16 protein-coding genes are annotated in these 21,537 nt (G+C 51.2%); 2 read left to right on the top strand and 14 right to left on the bottom strand.

Translation table 11 applies throughout. The annotated features are described in order from the left end of the window. Positions 1-15: 15 nt before the first annotated feature. The 6 genes from hemH to PORUE0001_RS09170 all read right to left on the bottom strand — a co-directional run bounded on the left by hemH (position 16) and on the right by PORUE0001_RS09170 (position 8,373). Positions 16-1,005: a ferrochelatase gene (hemH, locus tag PORUE0001_RS09195; RefSeq protein WP_007366182.1), complete on the bottom strand. Its 990-nt coding sequence runs from the start codon at positions 1,003-1,005 to the stop codon at positions 16-18. Positions 1,006-1,009: 4 nt separating this feature from the next. Then, entirely contained in the window at positions 1,010-2,161 is a 1,152-nt protein-coding gene (locus tag PORUE0001_RS09190; RefSeq protein WP_007366174.1) for a metallophosphoesterase, read from the bottom strand. Between the two features lie 11 nt (positions 2,162-2,172). Then, positions 2,173-3,585: an MATE family efflux transporter gene (locus PORUE0001_RS09185; RefSeq protein ID WP_007366162.1), complete on the bottom strand. Its 1,413-nt coding sequence runs from the start codon at positions 3,583-3,585 to the stop codon at positions 2,173-2,175. 660 nt (positions 3,586-4,245) lie between these two features. Continuing rightward, a complete protein-coding gene (gene mobV / locus PORUE0001_RS09180; protein WP_007366142.1) occupies positions 4,246-5,502 on the bottom strand; it encodes a MobV family relaxase in 1,257 nt (418 codons plus the stop codon). A gap of 334 nt (positions 5,503-5,836) precedes the next feature. Beyond that, a complete protein-coding gene (locus tag PORUE0001_RS09175) occupies positions 5,837-6,781 on the bottom strand; it encodes a toprim domain-containing protein (protein ID WP_007366175.1) in 945 nt (314 codons plus the stop codon). Between the two features lie 401 nt (positions 6,782-7,182). Continuing rightward, complete coding sequence (locus tag PORUE0001_RS09170; RefSeq protein ID WP_007366172.1) at positions 7,183-8,373, bottom strand: VapE domain-containing protein; 1,191 nt, start codon at positions 8,371-8,373, stop codon at positions 7,183-7,185. Positions 8,374-8,815: 442 nt separating this feature from the next. On the opposite strand from PORUE0001_RS09170, the gene PORUE0001_RS09165 reads away from it, so the two are divergent. After that, the gene (locus tag PORUE0001_RS09165; protein WP_039865857.1) at positions 8,816-9,094 is read left to right on the top strand and encodes a helix-turn-helix domain-containing protein; all 279 of its coding nucleotides are present in this window, start codon (positions 8,816-8,818) and stop codon (positions 9,092-9,094) included. A gap of 5 nt (positions 9,095-9,099) precedes the next feature. Next, a complete protein-coding gene (locus PORUE0001_RS09160; RefSeq protein WP_039865856.1) occupies positions 9,100-9,402 on the top strand; it encodes a helix-turn-helix domain-containing protein in 303 nt (100 codons plus the stop codon). Positions 9,403-9,513: 111 nt separating this feature from the next. On the opposite strand, the gene PORUE0001_RS09155 is transcribed toward PORUE0001_RS09160, so the two are convergent. The 8 genes from PORUE0001_RS09155 to PORUE0001_RS09120 all read right to left on the bottom strand — a co-directional run bounded on the left by PORUE0001_RS09155 (position 9,514) and on the right by PORUE0001_RS09120 (position 21,536). After that, a complete protein-coding gene (locus PORUE0001_RS09155; RefSeq protein ID WP_039865855.1) occupies positions 9,514-10,161 on the bottom strand; it encodes a hypothetical protein in 648 nt (215 codons plus the stop codon). Between the two features lie 187 nt (positions 10,162-10,348). Continuing rightward, complete coding sequence (locus PORUE0001_RS09150) at positions 10,349-11,515, bottom strand: site-specific integrase (protein ID WP_007366170.1); 1,167 nt, start codon at positions 11,513-11,515, stop codon at positions 10,349-10,351. Positions 11,516-11,520: 5 nt separating this feature from the next. Next, positions 11,521-12,750: a site-specific integrase gene (locus PORUE0001_RS09145; RefSeq protein ID WP_039865854.1), complete on the bottom strand. Its 1,230-nt coding sequence runs from the start codon at positions 12,748-12,750 to the stop codon at positions 11,521-11,523. Between the two features lie 538 nt (positions 12,751-13,288). Then, entirely contained in the window at positions 13,289-15,445 is a 2,157-nt protein-coding gene (locus tag PORUE0001_RS09140; protein WP_039865853.1) for an elongation factor G, read from the bottom strand. A 310-nt stretch (positions 15,446-15,755) separates the two neighbouring features. Next, positions 15,756-17,417 (bottom strand): DEAD/DEAH box helicase, encoded by a 1,662-nt coding sequence (locus PORUE0001_RS09135; protein ID WP_007366144.1) that lies wholly within the window; start codon positions 17,415-17,417, stop codon positions 15,756-15,758. Between the two features lie 18 nt (positions 17,418-17,435). Next, positions 17,436-18,722 (bottom strand): 3-phosphoshikimate 1-carboxyvinyltransferase, encoded by a 1,287-nt coding sequence (locus tag PORUE0001_RS09130; RefSeq protein WP_007366181.1) that lies wholly within the window; start codon positions 18,720-18,722, stop codon positions 17,436-17,438. 32 nt (positions 18,723-18,754) lie between these two features. After that, positions 18,755-19,729, bottom strand: a complete 975-nt coding sequence (gene fmt, locus PORUE0001_RS09125; protein ID WP_007366161.1) for a methionyl-tRNA formyltransferase — start codon at positions 19,727-19,729, stop codon at positions 18,755-18,757. A 10-nt stretch (positions 19,730-19,739) separates the two neighbouring features. After that, positions 19,740-21,536: a chloride channel protein gene (locus PORUE0001_RS09120; protein ID WP_007366177.1), complete on the bottom strand. Its 1,797-nt coding sequence runs from the start codon at positions 21,534-21,536 to the stop codon at positions 19,740-19,742. Between the last annotated feature and the right edge of the window lies 1 nt (position 21,537).

Genomic DNA, 21,537 nt, shown 5'->3' with positions numbered 1-21,537 from the left:
TACGCAACAGTGGGGCTAGCGTTGCCGTTGTACCCGCTCGACTAAGCTAGCGATGAGCGCCCCGCTATCGGGGTGGGTGGAGAGACAGGGCACGTAGATAAGCTCTTCGCCACCGGCTGCGAGGAATAGATCACGAGCCTCCAGCTGCAGATCCAACTTCGTCTCTAGGCAATCTGCGACAAAGCTAGGGCTAAAGAGTACGATGCGACGTACCCCCTGCGCTGCGAATTCTTGCAGTACATTGACGAGCGTCGGCTGTAGCCAGCGTCCATGTCCCATAGCTGAGTGAAAGGTCAGATGAACCTGCTCCTCAGGCACGCCTAGTCTATGGGTCAAAGCTTGTAGCGTATCGACACACTGAGCGTGGTAGTCCCAGCCATGCGTCTGGTCGTACTTCAGATGCGCCTCGGGGATACTATGATAGGAGGCGATGTAGTGGTAGGTACTGTCGCTCGTATCCACATGCCTTTGGAGCACTTCGGACAGTTGCTGGATGTAGTGCGGGTCGATACCCCAAGGAGTCAGCACAGAGGTCTTGTAATGCCCTCCAGTAGGCTTAGGCAGGTCCGAGAAATAGGTGATGGCGCTCCCCGCATTACTCCTCGTGTACTGAGGGAAAAGCGGGAGCAGTAGCACCTCCACATCGTCCGTCCCGACAAGCTGGGCAATACGCTCGCCCCACTGAGCACGGCTTGTCTGCGCATAGCGTGGTGTGTAGAGCGTTGGGAGTTGCGTCAGCTGAGCGACTTGCTCTGCGAGTCGCTGCATCTCTGCGGTCAGAGGCATGACCCCATCGGAGAGCGCCAAGAGGCGACGATACCGCTCTGATGAGAAGTGCGTGCGACGAGGCACGATGATGCCACGTACCAGTAGCTGTCGCATCAGATAGGGTACAGAGATGATGTCCCCATCAGTGAGAAACTCCTGTAGGTATCTCCGTACATCCTCCTCGTCAGCTGTCCGTGGAGAGCCCGTATTGGTCAGTAGTATGATCTGCTGTGTCAAGGCTTTATTGCTTGCTAGTGCTGTACAAATCGAAGACCACCACCTCACTATTGGTAAAGAGTCTCATCGCTGGCCCCGCAGCGCCATATCCACTAGAGACGTAGACAGGCGTACCGTATCGCTCAGTGAATCCGTGCGCTATCGGATAGTAAGCACGCACCAGTAGGGTGAAGGGGAAGATTTGTCCATCGTGTGTATGTCCATAGAGTGCCAAGTCAATGCCGTTGCTTGCGAGGCTGTCTAGCTGTCTCGGCTGATGCTCGAAGAGGATACGTGGCAGTTGCTGGCTCTCCTGCGGTATCTGACCAATTAATTCAGAGAGCGTAGCCCGCCCACGCTGCGTATAGTCATCCCGTCCGATGAGTGTCACTACTCCGCCAGGCGTTGCGATAGAATCCACGAGGAGCGTTCCCCCGACGAGCTTGATCCAGGCCTTCTTCTTCGCCATGTCGGAGCGATACTCATGATTGCCCAGTACGTAGTAGCAGCCCAGTGGCGGTGTGATCTGCTGCATAATCTCTGGGATGCTGTCTAGATAAGCAGGGTCGGGGTAGTAGTCAAAGATATCCCCACCCACGAGCATCAGGTCAGGCGCGGTCTTTTTGTAAAGCTCCACCAATCGCTCCGCAAAGGGTCGTCCGATCGTTTCGCTAAAGTGAAGGTCTGACACGAAGAGCACCCGCAGATGTTCCCGATCAGCGCCGAGTGGCTTGGTTAGCTCCACTTTATGCTCCACTATGTGCGGTGTCGCAGCCTGCTGGTAGCCATACATCATGAGGATTGCCGAGATCGCTACCGTAGCGAAGAAGAGAACCCACTTAGCTCGCTGGTATCCCCTGTCGCCTAGCCGTGAGCGAACCGTTTGTCCCGTGATGCGCTTGTAGAGCAGTCGTCCGCCATTGATCAGGAGCACTAGGGGTACGATATATAGGAGTACGAAAGCCCACGAGCAGACGAAGACGATGCTAAAGGTAAGTAGCGCTGACGAAAGCTGATGACGCAGCAAAACCACCACAAGGACGAAGAGCAAGTCGGCTAGTAGCACCCCACGCAGCGACCGTCGCCACCAGCCACGAGGCATTGCCTGCCCTCCACGCCACACGAGGTAGAGGATACCTATGAGTTGTATGAAGAGCGTGTAGAGGAGTACGTGCATATTAGGAGGTCTTACGCTAAGGGTGAAGGTTGCTCGCTAGTCCACTTCTTGAAGTAGTAGATAATCATCGAAGCCGAGACGACCGTCGCCAAGAGATCGCCCAGAGGTATCGCATACCAGACGCCATCGATGCCGTAGAAGTGGGGGAGGATCAGTAGTGCTGGTAGGAGGAAGATGATCTGCCGTGTCAAGCTGATGAAGATAGCCTGACGGCTCAGCCCGAGACTCTGGAAGAGCTGTGAGGTGGTAATCTGAAAGCCCACGACAAAGAAGACGCAGAAGACTATACGTATCGCACGCCGACCTATCTCAATCAACTCAGGCGATGCGTTGAAGAGGATAAAGAGTTGCTCCGGTAGTAGCATGGCAGCCGCAAAGCCTAGTATAGAGATGACCGTATTGACCCCGACAGCCAGCTTGTAGCAGCTCAGAGAGCGCTCAATATGTCCCGCACCGTAGTTGTACCCCACGATAGGTTGCATACCCTGCGCTACCCCGATGATAGTGAGTGCTATGAGTGTTGTGTAGTTGTTGATGATACCGTAGGTCGCTATGGATAGATCCGCCTCAGCCACCGACTTAGCAAAGCGTGCGAAATTATGGTTGAGCACAAAGCTCACGGCACTGCCCGCCACCTGCATCGCAAAGGGTGCTATACCGACACTGATGATCGAAAGGAGGATTGAGCCCGAGGGCTTCATATTCTGTCGCTTGAAGCGCACCACGCTCTTGCGCTGGAAGAAGTGATACTGCACGAAAACCATCGTACAGAACATCGCAATCACCGTTGCCCAGGCTGCGCCCTTGACACCCCATCCGAAGTGCATGATAAAGAAGTAGTCCAGCACCACATTGATCACCGCTCCGATGATCATCGTAATCATCGCTTTCGTTGGGTAGCCCGATGCACGCATCACATTGTTGTACCCGTAGGTCAGGTTGCTCAGTATGACGGCTGGCAGATAGATGTGGAGGTAGTCCTTTGCCAAGGGGATGATATTGTCGCTCGCTCCGATGAGTCGCAATAGATCCTCTAGAAAGATGATCGAGGGCGTGACCGCCAAGATATAGAAGCCAAAAGTCAGATAGACAGCATTACTCAGGATGCGATCCGCACGATCCGAGTCCCGCCTACCTAGAGCGATCGACACACCGACAGAGGCACCCGTCCCCACAAGCATGCTAAAGCCAACGAGTAGGATGATCAAGGGGAACCCAATATAGACCGCAGCGATGCCAAGCTCGCCACTGCCCTGGCCGATGAAGATCGTGTCCACGATATTATACAGCGCCTGCACGACCGTACCCACCACGGCTGGTATAGCATACTGCAGCAGTAGCTTAGGGATAGGTTGCGTCCGCAAGTCCTGCGTCCGCTTATTGTCTTCGGCTTGCTCAGGAGCCTCTATCTCTCTATCATTCATCAGTGCAAAGGTAGTAAATAAAAGATTTTCCACCGTTGGAAATGATAAATCCCTCCAGGGCTGACGCATTATAATTGCTCCGTTAGGAGCTACACATTAGCGACAAGCTAGACTTGGATGAATTCATTATATAGTATTGCTGTCCGACTACTCGACTTCGACCAATCTACAGTTTTCTTCGTAGGAAACTCTAGTTTCATGCCTAGGAAACTCTAGTTTCATACCTAGAAAACTTTAGTTTCATGCCTAGGAAACTTTAGTTTCACCCAAGTGGTATTGATAGTTAGCTCATTTCTGCAGAACGATCTACCCGATGCCCCCTCAAAAAGCTTTCACTGGACAGCAATAACTATATATAATGCGTCAGCCCTGTAAATCCCTCCCTAGGGATTTTGAAATTCCTCCGCATTTTTTTGGTTGCAGGCTATCTAGCTGAGAAGCAAGAGGTTACCGTTTGGATGGATGTGGATAGGTAACGATTTAGAAATGAGCGGAGTGCTTTGAAGTACATCGTTTTGGATAGCCAAAGAACGCTCACTATTATCACTTGCAAAGGTAGTGATTCGTGGGAGAAAGTGAGCGTTCTTACGTGATTTTCTTCTTAAAAGTTTAAGTCGGAGTCCAAACATTACAATGAAAGGGGAAGGAGATGTCTTATCTCTACAGTCGTTGCGAGCGATTCCGATTGACAAGCTGTTTCCATTTCTGTTCGCACCAATCTGGAACAGATAGTCTATTAATGGTAAGAATAGGCTGACGCTTCTCGTTGGTTATAATGCGTAGCTCCGCATTTTCCTCCGTGAAGTTTCGTTTGTACATTCTTGAATATGCTGTAGCCGTACCACGGACTATCTCTTGATCTTTGTGCATCTTGACCACCGTATCATCATCAAAGCCCATTTTGCGGAGCATCAAGCGAATGTTGAGTAAGAGGTAGAAGCTGTGGAAGAAGCGTTTGATAAAACTCCGCTCCTCCTCGTACACCTTGATTTCTCGGTGTTGTTCAGAGATAGTCTTGTCCTTATCTCTAATGGTGTCCTGAAGAAGAATGACCTCCTTGCGGATTTCGGCTTTCTCCTTTTCCGAAAGATGTTGTTGCCGTTCGACTTCTTGCTCCAACTCTTCGATGCGCTGTTCCGCCTTGTCAAGTTCGGAGTTGCCAAAGAGCGAGTAGAGCGTACCTTTTACTCGGAGCTTGCCTGCCTGCTTTTCCAACTCTCTAACCTTTTGAATTAGTTCTTCCTCCTCAAGTTGTTTCTGCTTGGTCTCTTTGAGGAGCTCTTTGTAATACTCCATATTAGTACGATGCTTGGCTTCAGATCCTTGTACCCCTCTACTCAGCCCAAATGGTCGCATTTGCTCTGCGTAGGAGGTTTGATACTCCTCGAGCTTCTTGGGTGTAAGGAGATCATCAGCACAGAGCCTTATCTTGTTTTTCTTTGTCTTGTACTTACGCTTGCCATTCTCAGCTTCCTGTTTGGCTTTTCTCCTTTCTCCCGTGACAATTGGGACAACTGTCGCATGTATGTGCGGGGTCTCTTCATCAGCATGAAGTGTGGCTGCCACCACGTTTGCCTTGCCAAAGGTGGTATAAAGCCACTGCATCGTACTATGGCACCACTCCTCTAAGCGTCCATCGCTTTCAAGTTGGAGCATATCTTCGTGTGATCCTGAGAGGATGAAACGAAGTGCTTTAACTTGATTGTCCGCAACCTTTCGGTAGATACCAGCCGTTGCTATGCGATGTGCAATAGCTTCTGTGCGGTTGGTGACATTTGCGGGGAATTGCACCAAGTCTCGATTGAGGTGCGTGCGAGAGGCATCGACATTGTTCGGCACGAATGTTCGCTCGATGTGGGCACTCATTGCCGAGTCGTTGCCCCGAGCCTTGTCTATGTGTAATACTGCGTAGCCCATAAGTTGGATATAGTTTTAGGGGGTATCCAAAGGGGCTGTTTCCCCTTGGCTCAGGAGGGCTTTTTTAGCAGTAACGAAGTGGAGCGTGAAGAAAATGCCCTAATGAGCTATGGCATTTCTCCAAATGCCCGCTCCGCCCTATTCCCCAGCCTGCCTTTGAAGTGCTTGCATTCTCTTAATGCACTGAGTCTTTGTTTCTAAGTTTGCCCCAGCAAACTTGCAACTCCAAAGGAGTGCCATAACTCTTGAAACAAAGGCTCACATCTATACGATTTACAGCTCTAGTCTCTTCGAATACCCGATTGTTCCGTTGTTGAAATTTCGCTCTTTTGCGTTATCGTCTAAGCCCCCTTTTGCGAGGGACTATTTTCTGTTTCTGCGCTTCTCGTTGTGCTACAAGAAACTCGTTGAGGTCTTTGTATCGGGCATAGTGCCTGCTCATATCCTCTACCGTCACACCTGATGATTGGATAGTAAGGAGTGCTTGTCGTCCTACGGGGTCATTATCGAGGAACGCTCGAACGGAGTCAATGTCTTGCTCTTGGAGATAGGCGATGGCTCGTGAAATGTTGCTGACCGAGTTCAATACAAGGCAAGGAGCCGTTTCTTTCCCATTTATCGTAAGAAGGGAAAGGAAATCCATAAAGCCTTCAAAGATGCAGAGAGGGGCGTTGTCCTCTCGTCCTGCAATCACAGATATATCCTTTGGCGCAATAGTTCCCTTGAATGCGTTGTCATCCCGAAGCTCATATCCACCAGAACGATTGGGAAATCCGATGGCGGAGTATTCTCGTCCACCTACCTCGTAGTGGATGTGACGGAGATACCCACTTGCCACTGCAAGATCTATCTTGCGAACCTCTCGAAGATAGCGTTGCAGATGTGAGGGCAACTCATCGCTGATGGAAAGAATATGCCTTCTATTATTTGCTCTCTGCTCATCTCTTCTATGCTCTATGTGATCTTCACGATGAAAGGAAGAGGGTGCAATTACTGTCTCTCGCTTTCCAGCAAGATGCTTCATTGCTTCATAAGCACTACACCCTTGCATACGCATCACAAGGTCTATGATGCTTCCGCCTTGACCTGTACCATAGTCGTGCCACAAGTTCTCCCAAAAGTCTACCTTCATACTAGCATTGAAGTCTTCTCGGTAGGGTGCATGATAAAGGGCATAGCCGTTGTACCGCTTGGCAGGTTCGATACCATAGGTAGTATGCAGATAGTCGGCTATTGGTATTGCCTTAAGATGTTGTAGATCGTAATATTCGTTGTTCATTGCTGTTGTCTTTGGATTTGGATTGTTCGTATTCATTGTTCACGGGTTCTTCGTATTCTTTGTTTGCTGTCTCATTGCATGTTCTGTTCTCTCTATTTTCTCTTTTTGGAGTTTTCCCCTTTTTATCTTACTACGTTTCTACACTAGGATAAGTGATTGACAGTGAAAGAGAAAAGTGTAACACTTTGTCGGGGTTTATCCTACTACACCATCTGTCTACACCACTTGTCCTCTATTAAGCTGTAGAAGCGTAGAAGGATTGTAGTAACATCTGTCGTAAGATGAATGTCTTCTGTAATCCTTTCTCTTTCACTGTATTATCCTTAGTTGTAGTAACGTAGTAAGGAGAATAGGAAAGAAAAGAGAAAGGGGTATTACAAAGGGAGTGCAACAACAGAGTGCTATGGTGGTTGCTCGGGGTAAATCTTACGGACGGCATAGACATATACGGGATTGCCATTTATCCTGCGACACTCCCTCGTATAGCCTGCCTTTCGCAGGGCTTCGCCCATCCGTTTGGGAGAGAGGGGTTGTCGGGTATAGCAGGAGAGATACCCTACAATCTCCGAATTGGTCATATAGAAGCGTTTCGTAGCCGTCTCAGCTTCCGAGGGAAATGTGAAGTAGCGGAGCAACAGCTCCATCTCTGTCGTATAGACTTGAAATGCTTCACTGTTTCTATGCAGTTCGATAATCTCTTCATCATTGAACCAATAGCGAAAGCCTTCATGCAGTAGTCGCTTGGCGTCACCGTAAACAGCATCCATCGGGATCTCTTTAGCACTGTCTATATCTATTGCCGAGACTTCAAAGGGGAGGAAACGCCTGCTCCCTGTAGGGTCTGTGAGGAAGTCGTTGCCATTGACCGAAGCCACGAAGCTTGCCAAGTGGGGTCGCTCCTCAATGTGCTTCTCGTAAGGCATACGGTACTTCACCTGCGGACAGGTTATAAGGTTCTTCAGTTCGTTTTCATCTCGCTTGTTGAGGGCTTTGAGTTGGTCGTCAATGTTGATGAGGAGGTTTTGCCCGATAAGGCTCAGCACATCTTTCTCCTGCGGATATATCTTGCCTGTATAGCGGTAGTCGGATAGAGCTGGAGGGCAGAGCAGGTCTAGGAAGGTCGTTTTGAACTTGCCTTGCTCGCCTGTCAGCACAAGGCAGGTGTGATTGCGACACTGCTTGTCGTCCATAGCATTGGCTACTACAGCCACGAGCCACTTGGTAAGGTATTCCTCCCATTTCTCAGAATTGGTTACTTGCACGCAGTCGGCAAGAGCTGTGATAGCTTCCGCATTACCTTTCGTCAGCGGTAAGGCTCGGAAATAGTCTTGCACGGGATTGATACGTGGGGAGAAATCGCTCTCAATAATGCTGTACAGATTATCTGTTGAGGTCTGTATGTTGGCTTCCTTGTCCAAGGCTCGCTTGAGGGTATTGATACGATAGCGGTCTACGGAGGTGTAATCGCCCTTTCCTCGTAGACGATACTCGGCTCGGTGCAACACAGTGTTGTACCGAAACTGGTACTGAGCGGAAAGATACGCTTCTATTTGGTCGTTTTTGGAGGGGCTATCCTTTTCTCCTATTTTCATTGTGCGGATTGCTTTGTATTACATTGTTTTGATGATTAGCTCCTTTTCGAGAGCTAAAGCCAAGTTAGAAGAGTTTTTTCGCAAGAAGCACAAGGACGGTTTTCTTGCTTCTGAGTGCATCGCTTTTCTCTGACACGACACAACGAAAAGCCCCTTTTCACAATCCAAATGGAGGAAAAGAGGCTCTATGAGTGTGCAAATAGCACTAACGAAAAGTGTGTCGTTTGCTATGGGGTGCGTTGCTTTACTTCGATGGATTGAAGTGATTGCTTGAACTAGTGACGCAATGGAATAAAGTATGGACAATCAGACAGTGGTCAAGAGCCACTTTTCCTGACATTTCCTCGTATATCCCGCTGTCTCTGCGCTTGGAGGAATAATGGAAGAGCCTGCTTACTTTTGCGTCAGAAAGTAATAACAACGCAAATAACACAACAACAAAATGAGATTTACAGCCATTGACACTTCCGCTTGGGAGGAACTGAAAGAGTGCATCGAGGAGCTGACAAAGAGTTTCAATGAACAGTTTGCGCCACCAGCTCAATTCCCTGACTTATTACACAATGGGGATGTATGCCGAATACTGAACATCAGTAAGCGAACATTGCAGCACTATCGGGACTCGTCTGTGCTGCCCTTTATCCAAATCGGACATAAATGCTATTACAAGCGTGAGGATGTGGAAGCTCTCCTCGCTAACTCTAACACTCGTAAAGGTTAACGACTATGGAGTACGAAACGATCAATAAAGAAACACCAGAGATGAAACAACTCATCTCTGGCATTAAAGGTTTGACGAATCGAGTGAGAAGCATAGCTCAAACTCATCGTCCTCTTTTTGAAGGTGAAATCTATCTCACAGGAAGGGAGGTTTGTGAGAGACTGTTCCTTTCCCCTCGCACCCTGCAAGACTATCGGGATAAAAACATTATCCCTTACACCCAAATCGCAGGGAAAATCCTCTATCGGCTCTCAGACATAAACAGAATACTGAGTGAGAACTATCATCCGATTAATTTGGGAGTTTAGCAAGCTTGCTCGTTGCTACTTTCAACTAAACAGTTAATAGAAGGGCGACTTTTATAAAATAGGGCGTGTCCTTTTCGACACACCCTATTCTACAGTTTTTGTCAATGACCTTTATTCTGCTTCTCTATAAGCAACGTTCCATTCAAAGTTTTGGGGGTAATCAGGAAGAGTCCGATTTATCTGTTCGCCACTTATGCTGTAAGCGACTTTGATGTAATAGGTCCTGAAGTATTGACGACCACCTGCTTGATAACCATCATTAAAACACCCTCTAGTGGGATTATCAAAGCGATTAGGCATTGTGTGAGAAGTATCTGTATAGGTAGTTGGAATGTAACCACACTTAGGCGATTCTACTTGTTCGTACTCAGTAAAAGGTTTTGCTTTTACTTCCAAAACAACGGAGTGGATGTCAACAAGATAGTATCCACGATATAGATCTACATTAAGATAACACAGCTGTGGCTTTCCAGCCAGATAGTGGTCTCGCGTAAATCCATAATACGTTGTCCTTTGCACAGGTTTATAGCCTCGCAAGGGTGTTTTTGATTGAGGTACTTCTGAGACCTCTCCTTCTCCTTGTATGCTTTTTTCATACTCCAGCAAAATCTCATTGAGCGTTTTTGCCCCATTCGCATGAATTTCTTCTAACGTTGGTTCTTCTGTTACAATTGGCTCGTTTTTGCTATTCTTACATGATGAAAGCAAAACAAGACCAACTGAACAAATCAATACGAGCATTTTTCTCATCTGTGCCATTTGTTCGTTTGAACAAGAGGATTTATTTGTGTAAAGTAGAGTAAACTCCCCTCCTCTTGCTCTTTTTATTTGAGGAAGAATACTCCACAGATATCTCAGTGGCAAAAGTAAGAAAAAAGATTATACCCATCAATACCTCTCTTAACCGAATATACACCACACACTTTCTGTTTATATCTTCCATCAGTCATTCCATCAACCTCTCCATATCCTTTGCAATCTTTTGGTCGGTGACTTGGGCGTAGATTTGCGTGCTGGCAATAGACGAATGCCCCATCATCTTGGCGATGCTCTCTATCGGAATACCAGCCTCCAAAGTCAGCGTGCCGAACGTGTGTCTTGCACAGTGCCAAGTCAACGGAGTGCGGATGCCACAAGCCAACCCCACGGCTTTGAGATGACGGAGTAGCTTCCAGTCGCTCATTGTATCGGGAAATATCTTGTAGTCTCCTCTGCTCTTCGCTTTTGTGTAAAGAGCGAGTATCTGCTCCGCTATCGGATGCAGTGGGATTAAGCTCTCGACTTCTGTCTTTTGGCGTGCTTTGCGAATATACCGCTTCCCCTCGCTGTTCGTCTCGATTTGCGAAGCTCGTAGCCCCTGTAAGTCAACAAATGCCAAGCCTGTAAAGACGGAGAAAAGAAACATCCTTCGGCTTAGCTCTGCTCCTTTATCCTGAAACGGGAATGCCAAGAGCTTTGACACATCGCCCTTACTCAGAAAACGAGGTTTGCGCTCCACGACTTCATACTTCACCTCTTCAAACGGATTGAAGCGTATCGTCCCCTGACTGACGGCTCGGTACATCAATCGACTCAACCAACAGAGATGGCCATTTATCGTTGCAGGCGCATAGCCCGCCCTCTTCAGATAGAAGCGATAATCCTCAAAGAACTCAATCGTAAGAGCCGACAAGGGGACATCCTGCTCACTGCGACTGCGCACAAAAGAGTTAAGCAACCTATCAGCGTACCGATTGTTTCTATACGTACCCGCACTACTGCATTCTCGTTGGGCTTTGAGTTCTTCCGCACTAAGAGCGAGCAGGGTCGTTGGAGTTTGCCCGACATACTGCAAATAGTTCTTCAGCAACTCGGCACTTACTGCTCCATATTTGTAGAGCAAGGTGTTATAGCCTTGTTCTACATTCTCCCGAAAGGTTTGCAAGCGTTGGTTGGTCTTCTTTTCCTTTGTCGCCCTTCGCTTCACGCTCCAATCGTTTGGGGCAGTGCTTTCGCCTGTGGTTATAACCGCGCTCGCTCCGTCTATGGTGATACGGCAAAGGATTGCCGTTGTGCCATCTGCTTTGGTCTTGCTCTTATTGATGTAGAATAGTATTCTGAATGTACTACGCATAGCTCTTACAAGGTTAAGGTTAGCTCTTCAGTGAAAGAGAGGAATTGCTCAAACTCATCGAAAAGCTTCTTCGGAGTCACATGAGCATATCGCTCGGTCGTTTGGATATTGCTATGCCCCAACATGCGGCTCACCGTTTCGATCGGCACTCCTCGCTCCAAAGTTATCAAGGTCGCAAAAGTGTGGCGACCAACGTGTGCCGAAAGGGGAATAGAGATACCAGCTCGAAGTTGTAGGGCTTTGAGTTGGGCGAGGTAAACCGAATAAGCAATGGGAGCAAAGAGCGTAGTTCGTTCTTCCGATTGATGTCGCTCCATCAGACGGACCGCTTCAGATAAGAGTTTCACACGACAAAGCGTATTGGTCTTCTGTCTGCGGAACTTAAGCCATAATGCCCCCTCATCATCAGTAAAGAGATGCTCCCGACTAAGAGTGACCATATCGCAGTAGGCAACACCCGTATAACAGGCGAAGAGAAAGAGGTCTCGAGCAGTCTCCAACTCCACCTCATACGGCTCAAAGGTCAGGCTCTGCAACTTATCCAACGATGCCCTATCCAATGCACGAGGTCGCTTGTTCTCTCCTCGTTCAATCGTTACGTGAGCAAACAGTTGTCGCGTTATCAACCCTTCACGATATGCCAAACGGCAGACCTTCTTCACCGCTAAAGCCATCTTACGATAATGACCTTGTGAATGTTCCAGCTTTCCGACAGAGTAGCGTTGTAGGCAATCCAAGAAGTCTTCTTCTATCAGTCCGAAAGCAATATCTGAAGTGTGGAACTTCTCCTCAATAAAGGCTCTCAGATGCTTTCGAATAGTAAAGTAACTACTTAAAGTCGTTCCCTTGATTTCTATCCCCACCTTTTGCTTCATCTCTTCAACCATTCGATCGTACCGCTCCAAAAAGGTGATTTGACTTTGCATACTACCTTGCAGTAACTCCTTGATGTCAGTCGCTGTAAAGACAATCCCTCGCTCACAAAGGGTTTGATAAGCCGACTGCGCCGAGAAAAGCAAGCGCTCCAACTTGCCATTCGTTGCCACAGCTTCACGGCTCTTGCCGTTCAGCCTGCTCTCACGAGCATTCCACAGCTTGGGGTCGCACGAGAGCTTGCAACTGAACTGGGCGATGGTTCGCCCATAGGTTATCCGCCCCATAATCGGAGCTTGCCCCGACCTGTCCAATCCGCTCTTTTTGAGGTAGAGCAACACCTTCATTTTGTCTGTTTGCATACGCTTCTGTTTTTATGGGCAAAGTTACCCGTTACCGAAGCGTTCTCAGCTACGCAAAGCGTTGTATATCAGAGCAACAGCAACGAAATCGCAGAGAGTTCACTTACCGAAAACTCTTCCGTCAGTTACCTGCTCCTACCTCTTCGTTACCATTCGGAGAATGGGCTAACGATTTGGTAACGGAACTTCTGCACAAATCCACGCTTTCTGCACTTTTACCCTCTGTGTAGAACATAGAGAAACACTGCAAATCCCTCTCATTTCCATTTACTTACCCGCAATCCTCTCCCTAATGCCCTTCCCCCTAATAGTTCCTCTATTGGAACTGAAGAGTTCCTCCCTTGGAACTAAAAAGTTCCAAGAGGGGAACCATTTTTGGAACTCGTATCTGCGAAGAAATCAGCACGATACGAAGCGACAAATGGTGCCCTTCGGGAGAGCTGTCGACTACGCTCTTGAGAGCAGATAGAGAGCGGCCTCAAGTCGTCGTGACTTGAGACCGCTCTTAGAACTTAGTAGGGTGGCGGGGAGCCGTCTGTTACTCCTCCTCGCTCTCCTCTGTGTAGGCCTTCAAGAGTGCCTCCTGTACATCTGACGGTACGAGCTCGTAAGCGTCAAACTTCATGACAAACGAGGCGCGTCCACCCGTCAGCGAACTGAGCGAAGTGGAGTAGTCGCTCATCTCCTTGAGAGGCACCTTGGCAGAGAGCTGCTCGTAGTTGCCATCGCTACTCATACCCATGATCAGCGCACGGCGTCCCTGCAGGTCGCTCATCACATCACCGAGGTAGTCTGCGGGTACGGTCACATTGACGCTGTAGACAGGCTCGAGGATCTTAGGCCCTGCATTGCGGAAGGCTTCGCTAAAGGCGTTGCGCCCAGCCAGCATGAAGGAGATCTCATTGCTATCCACGGGGTGCATCTTACCATCGTAGACGATCACACGCACATCACGAGCATAGGAGCCCGTCAGCGGGCCACGCTCCATGCGCTCCATGATACCCTTTAGGATGGCTGGCATGAAGCGGTTGTCGATGGCGCCACCTACGACACTATTGACAAAGACTAGCTTGCCACCCCAGGCTAGTTCGACGGTCTGGGTGTCTCGAGGGGTAATCTTGAACTCCTGGTTGTTGAAGCGGAAGACGCTCGGTAGCTCTTTGCCCTCCTCGTAAGGCTCGACGATCAGATGCACCTCGCCAAATTGCCCAGCACCGCCCGACTGCTTCTTGTGACGGTAGTCAGCGCGGGCTGCCTTCGTGATAGTCTCACGGTAGGGGATGCGTGGCTCCTCAAAGGTGACGGGGATCTTGTCATTGTTCTCCAGTCGCCACTTGAGCGTACGTAGGTGAAACTCTCCCTGACCATACACAATGAGCTGGCGTAGCTCCTTGCTCTGCTGAGCAATCCATGTGGGATCCTCCTCCTGCATACGTGTGAGCGCCTCGCTTAGCTTCTCCGCATCGGCACCATTGACTGGTACGATAGCACGGCGGTACTTGGGGGCAGGGTACTCAATATTGGGGAACTGGTAGTCCACGCCCTTATCGTTGAGAGTGGCTCCACGACGTACATCCTTGAGCTTTACGGCAGCTCCAAAGTCTCCAGCGACGAGCTGGCTCACCTTCTCCTTTTGCGCACCAGCTACCACATTGATCTGGCCGAGGCGCTCCTTGGAGCCATTGTTTGCATTGGTCAAGTCCATACCCTCCTTGAGCGTACCGCTCATGACCTTGAAGTAAGAGACCTCACCGATATGTGGCTCCACAGTGCTCTTGAAGAAGTAGAGACTCACGGGAGCGGTAGCATCGGGCGCTACCTCTACGCCCTCCGTTGTGACGGGGAGCGCAGACTCGGTGACGCGTGGTGCTACATCGCCCAGGAAGGTCATCGTACGACGTACACCCATATCCTTGAGTGCGCTAACGCAGAAAACGGGGTACATATCGCCGAGGACGATACCCTTGCGCATGCCCTGCACGATCTCCTCCTCGTCGAGCGACCCCTTCTCAAAGAAGGTCTCCATCAGGTGCTCCTCGTGCTCAGCAGCTGACTCGATCAGTGCTTGGCGAAGCTCCTCGGCACGCTCTCGCTGATCTGCTGGTATCTCGAGCTCTTCGGGAGTACCGCCTTCGGGCTTCCACTGGTACATCTTCATATTGAGCACATCGACTACCTGGTGGAAGTCAAGACCCTCCTGTACGGGATACTGTATGACAACCACCTTGCCACCGTAGCGAGCCTTGAGTCCAGCGACTGTGCTCTCGTAGTCTGCCTTGTCGCTATCCAGCTGATTGATGGTAAAGAGCACAGGCTTATGCAGTTGCTCTATGATACGCATCTGGTTGATCAGGCCGACCTCGACACCCTCCTTGGCATTGACCACAGCGAGCGCTGAGTCGGTCACGTGGAGTGCAGCGACAGTGCCACCGACGAAGTCATCGGAGCCTGCGCAGTCGATGAAGTTGAGCTTGCGATTAGCAAACTCGACACTAAATAGGGTAGAGAAAACGGTATAGCCATACTCCTTCTCTACGGGGAAGTAGTCGCACACGGTGTTTTGTGCCTCGATAGTCCCGCGACGCTTGATGACGCCACTCTCAAAGAGCATAGCCTCGGCAAGAGTTGTCTTGCCGCTACCCGAGCCGCCGATGACGGCGATGTTTCGAATGTCTGATGTCTGATACAATTGCATAGCCTGTTATACTTAGAGTGAATAATTTGATTGTAACCACCTAGACGCCACTAGCTAGTGTAGCGGTCGTCAATGTGTAAGTCTAGCGAATGTGCTACTCGGAGGTGGGCGAAAGGAGGGTGGCTGGATGCTTTGTTTCTCCCCTTACTTAGGCTTACTTGACTAGCTTCTCACTAAACTTGTCGCAAGGTAGCAAATAAATAACACTTTTGCAATACCTAAAAGGTGCCTGAGCGTGGAAAAGAGAGCACAGACGACTCCTTTTGGCTATGCTTTTAGTTAGAGCGGGTAGTCTACAGGCTTATGGCTTTTACCGATCCTTCTGGATGGTGACACGGATGGGGCGTCCGTTGTACTCCTCTTCGCTCAGGGCTGCTGCAACTGTCTCGGCCCATTCGCTGGCTACCTCAAAGTAGCTGTAGCTGGGACTGAGATCTATTTTGCCAATGGTGATCTTATAGGGGAGCGTGCGGTTGATCAACTCTAGGAGACGGTTCGGATAGAGCTTGTCGCGCTTGCCGAGGTTGATCCTTAGCGAGGTCATGGGCGGTAGATCGGTGCGGCTACGCTTTTTGGGCGCTTTGCGATGCTCCTCGGGGGAACCTTTTGTCCTATACTTAGGCTCTTCGGTTGCCAGCTCTTGGGCTGAGAGGTCGGGCGTATTGGCGTAGTAACGCATGATGCGGTCCGCCTCCAGCGTGAGAACACGACGTATGATCTCCTCGGGAGGGAGCCAGGCGAGCTTCTGCACAATCGCATTGAGTAGCTCATCGTACTGGGTGCCATGCTCGTTGCTGTCGGCATACTCGATCCTGGTCGCTAGAGCGAAGAGTTGCTTCTTACAAATCTCCTGACCAGAGGGGAGGGGCATCGACTCAATCCGAATGCCAGCGTGCTGCTCGATGATGCGTATCTGCTTGCTGTCGCGTAGATGGCAGATGGCTATCGAGAGACCCGTCTTGCCAGCACGAGCGGTGCGTCCGCTGCGATGTGTGTAGCTATCGGGATCTGCGGGCAGGCCGTAGTGAAGCACATGAGTGACATCGTCGACATCGAGTCCACGTGCTGCCACATCGGTCGCAACGAGCAACTGCAGGTTGCGTATGCGGAAGCGGTTCATCACCATATCTCGCTGCGCTTGGCTAAGGTCACCATGTAGCGCATCGGCATTGTACCCATCTCGTATGAGCCACTCGGCAATCTCTTTGGTCTCAGCACGTGTACGGCAAAAGATGATTCCGTAGATGTTGGGGTAGTAGTCGACGACACGCTTCAGAGCAGCGTACTTGTGCCGTGCTGGGACCGCTACGTAGAGATGCTTGATGTCGGCATTCGCTTTATTGAGCGCACCTATCTGCACCTCGTGGGCATCGCTGATATAGTTGTCGGCTATCTCCCGCACCTCTCGGCTCATCGTGGCGGAAAAGAGCCAATGCTCCACCTGCTGTGGCACCGCCTGCAGGATCTCCTGCAGATCTCGCTGGAAGCCCATATCGAGCATCACATCGGCTTCGTCGAGGACGACGACCGAGACCTTGCGTAGCTTGACAGCTTTGCGCCTGATCAGGTCGCAGAGTCTGCCAGGAGTGGCTACTATAATATGGTATCCCTTGGCGAGCTGACGGATCTGCTCCTCGATGGAGGCACCGCCGTAGAGTGCTAGGATCTGGCGAACAGAGGTGTACTTTGCCAGAGCGACTAAGTCGCTCTGTACCTGTATTGCGAGCTCTCGTGTTGGCGTGAGAATGAGCCCACAGGGTGCGGAGCCTTTTGCCTGGATGATGCGCTCTAAGAGGGGTAGTCCGTAGGCTGCGGTCTTGCCCGAGCCAGTCTTGGAGAGCGCAATCAGATCCCCTCGATGAGTGGATAGGTATGGAATGACCTCCTGCTGTACGGGCATCGGCTCGGAGAAGCCTAGGTCGGTGGTGGCACGAAGGAGTTCGGGCGAAAGGTCTAGTGTGTCAAAGGTCATAGTGAAGAGGATTCGTGCTCATATATATAAAGGTGTCGCGATGATCTCGCAGAGCTTGCGAAGGTCTCGCCAGAAGGTGGGGTAGCTCTTGTCAACCGCCTGCGGGGTCTCAATCTGTAGCTGGTGATACCAGGCGAAAGGAGCCCACGCCATCACCATGCGGTGGTCGGCATCTGTGGCAATGGGTACGGGAGTGTGAACGGAGCTTGGTGCGCTGCCAGCTAAGCAAAAGCCACTCTCCGTCTCGTAGCTGAGCTGATAATCGAGCTGCTCTCCATTGCGCAGGATGAGGGCGATGCGGTCACTCTCTTTGAGGCGTAGGTGGTCCAGTCCACGGAGCTGCGCTTTCTTCTGATAGTAGAGGAGGAGGGCAATGAGTGTGGGGGCGAAGTCTGGATTGTTTGACAGGGAAATACTCCCAAACGTGAGCTTACGCAGATGCTTTTGCAGGAACTCGCTGTCAAAGCAGAGGGTGTCGTCGCCGGCGCTTAGCCATTCGGGGGAGATCTGTAGTAGCTCTAAGGCACGGGCGTCGGGCTGTAAACTCAGCGCTGGAACGTTGGTCAAGAAAAGCTGGCAGGGTCGTGGCGTCATGAGCGCCCACTGGAGAGGGTATTGTGCTGAGGACCAGTCGCCGATGGGATGCGAGAGTAAGCGTGTGAGCGTTGCCTCGCAGTAGGTTCCTGGAGCAACATAGATCCCGTGGCGATCAACTGAGAGGTCAATGCCGCACGCCTGCATTAAGGAGCAGGTCAACTGGATGTAAGAGGCGCTGGGAAGCTGGTCGTCTTGCCAGCGAAGGGCTAGTCCGTGGGGCAGATAGGGCGCAATGAGGAGTAGGGCGGTGACCGTCTGGCTACTCTCTAGTCCGCTCGGCAGGGTTAGCGTGGGGAGTAGACCTTTCTGCTGCGGGTTCATCGGACGAATGCGCACCAGTGGGTAAAGACCTTCGACAGGCTCTTGGGACGATGGTTGGGCGAGGTCGGCTCCGAGCTGAGAGAGTAGTGTAATGAGCTGTGCAAGCGGTCGCTCGGTCATACGACGAACAGGAGAGACCAGCAGAACCTCTCGTTCTGTGGTCAAAGCAAAGAGTGCGGTCAGGAGGCGCATAGCCGTGCCCGAAGCCCCTACGGATATGCGTCCCTCGCTACTCCCCGAGGCGTGTAGCATCACCGCCAAGTCTTCGCAGAGATCTATCTGACGCCACAGCGAGGGGATCGGCAGGTGCGCCAGTCGTGCCATCACAAAGAGCCGATTGTAGAGACTCTTCGAGGGAGGCAGGGTGATGGATAGCTGTGGGGTCACTAGATATGTGCTACTTGCTTGTGTGGAAGCGACTAGACAAAGCGAACCTCCTCGACAGAGACTTTGAGTCCGTTGAGCCAGTCACGTGCCGAGAGAAGCTTCTTGCCTTGAGGCTTTAGCTGATCAATCAAGAGAAGTCCATCGCCACACTGCACGGCTAGTTGACCTTTGCGAGGAGAGAGGCACTGTCCCACGGGTCGCTCGTTCGCTTCCTGCTGCGGGAGCGTGGTAGCGTAGATCTTGACAAGTAGCGGCTCTTCGTTGGGAAGCTCCAGCATCGTCCAGGCTCCAGGCTGAGGCGCTAGGCCACGTACCAAGTTGTGTATCTCGTGAGCTGACTGGTGCCAGTCAATGCGCGTGTTCTCCTTCGTAAGCTTAGGAGCAGGGCGCAGGTCAGGGTGCTCCTCTTGCGGTAGAGCTTGCGGGTAGCGACCATCGTGCTGCATTAGCAAGCTCAAGCCGTGAGCCAGTAGCTCTGCGCCAAGAGCCATCAGTTTGTCGTAAAGCGTGCCGAAGTCGTCCTCCGGCTCGATCGGACAAGCCGAAGCGGCAATGATGTCTCCCGTATCGATCTCGTGACGTAGCTGAAAGAGGGTCACGCCCGTCTCCCGCTCACCATTGATTAGCGCCCAATTGATCGGAGCAGCACCACGATACTGCGGAAGTAACGAACCATGTATATTGACCGTTCCCCACGGGGGCAGGCTCCACACCTCACGAGGTAGCATGCGGAAGGCGACTACCACGCCGAGCGTTGGCTTTAGCTCCGTGAGTTGCTGGACGAAAGCTTCGTCTCGTAGGTTTGTCGGCTGTAATATAGGTAGTCCAAGCTTGGTCGCACAGACCTTGACCGCAGAGGGCTGTAGGCGGTGCCCACGTCCCGCTGGCTTGTCGGGAGCCGTGACGACAGCGACAATAGGGTAGCCCTCGTCGACGAGACGCTCTAGGCACGCCGTCGCAAAGGGAGCGGTGCCGTAAAAGATAATGCGGACTTGATCTTTCTTCATAGCTAGCTGTTTATTCGTCAGGTGAGAGGACGTTGAGCACCTCTCGGTAGGTGTTGAATATCTTAGACTTGGAGACATAGCCGAGGTACTGTCCCTCGGGTGTTACAACGGGGAGGTTCCACGCCTTGGTCTCATCAAAGAGGTGCATGATATGATCCATGTGCATATTGCTCTGGATGCGGGCTGGAGGGGAAACCATAATGCGATCCACCTTGTAGCGATCGTAAAGCTCAGGGCGAAACATGATGTTGCGTATATCATCGAGCGAAACCACCCCAAGGAGCTTATCAGTCTCTCGCTCCACCACAGGAAAGAGATTGCGCTTCGCACGCCCCACCACCTGAACCAGTTCACCGAGCGTCATGTCGGGGTAGACCTTATCAAAGTCCGTCTCGATCACATTGTCGATGCTCATCACCGTGAGAACCGCCTGATCCTTGCTGTGGGTCATCAGTTTGCCCTTTTGCGCTAAGCGTAGAGAGTAGATACTGTGAGGCATGAAGATGCGGATCGTCCCGTAGGAGCAGATAGCGACCAGCATGAGTGGCAGGAGCAGGTTGTAGCCCCCCGTTAGCTCAGCGATGAGGAAGGTTCCCGTCAGCGGAGCGTGCATCACGCCCGCCATCACGCCAGCCATGCCCATGAGGACAAAGTTCTTTTGCGGTAGGTAGACCTCAATGAAGGGGAAGAAGTTTAGCGCATAGGCAAAGACAAAGCCACACAAGCCCCCCACGAAGAGGCTAGGTGCAAAGAGTCCGCCGCACCCGCCACCGCTATTGGTCGCTACGGAGGCAAAGACCTTGACCAGCATCGTACAGAGGAGGAAGGCGAAGATGACCCAGTAGTTACTCCCGAAGGAGGCGAAAATACTATTGTCCGTCACGGAGCTGTACTGTCCCGCCATCAGATCACTGAGCGTGCTGTAGCCCTCGCCAAAGAGCGGAGGAAAGAGGAAGATAGCCACACTGAGGATGAGCATCGAGATGCCGTAACGCTTGAAGAAGTTGTTGCGACCCTTGAGCCAACTCTCCAGGGCAAACATCACCTTGGAGAAGTAGAGCGAAGTGAAGCCACAGGCGATACCGAGCAGAATTACGTAGGGAATACGCTCTGCCGTAAAGGGGTCGTTTTGATAGAAGGAGAACATCGCCTGCTGTCCCGTCAGCAGGTAAGCGGTCGTAGCCGATGTGACCGAGCTAATCAGTAGCGGTAGCACACTGCTTAGCGTCAGGTCGAGGAGTAGCACCTCCACCACAAAGACCAAGCCCGCAATGGGTGCCTTAAAGATACCCGCAATAGCTCCTGCAGCGCCACACCCCACGAGGAGCATCAGCTGACGCTGCTCCAGCTTGAAGAGCCGTCCCGTATTGCTCCCGATGGCGGCTCCCGTCATCACGATAGGCGACTCAGCACCGACCGAGCCTCCGAAGCCAATGGTGATCGAACTAGCTAGGAGCGACGACCACATATTGTGTGGCTTGATACGACTCTTGCGCTGTGACATAGCGCCCAGTACCTTCGTCACGCCGTGGCTTATGTCGTCACGGATGAAGAGCTTGACCACGCCCGCCGTCAGCAGTACACCGATAGGAGGCAGGATCAGGTACCACACATTAGCCTGCCGTATAGCGGGCATCAGGAGATGCTGTATCGTGCCAATCAACTGTTTGAGCGCAAAGGCAGCCAGGGCGGTCAAGATACCGATGATAAAAGATAAGATCAGTACGAAGATGCGCTCACTGATATGCGTCTCTCGCCATAGGATGAAGCGTTGTAGTAGTGATGTTCGTGTAGTCGTAGTCGTCATC

The organism is Porphyromonas uenonis 60-3 (assembly GCF_000174775.1).
GTDB classification, from domain to species: Bacteria; Bacteroidota; Bacteroidia; order Bacteroidales; family Porphyromonadaceae; genus Porphyromonas; species Porphyromonas uenonis_A.
This window is presented reverse-complemented; position numbering and strand designations above follow the sequence as displayed.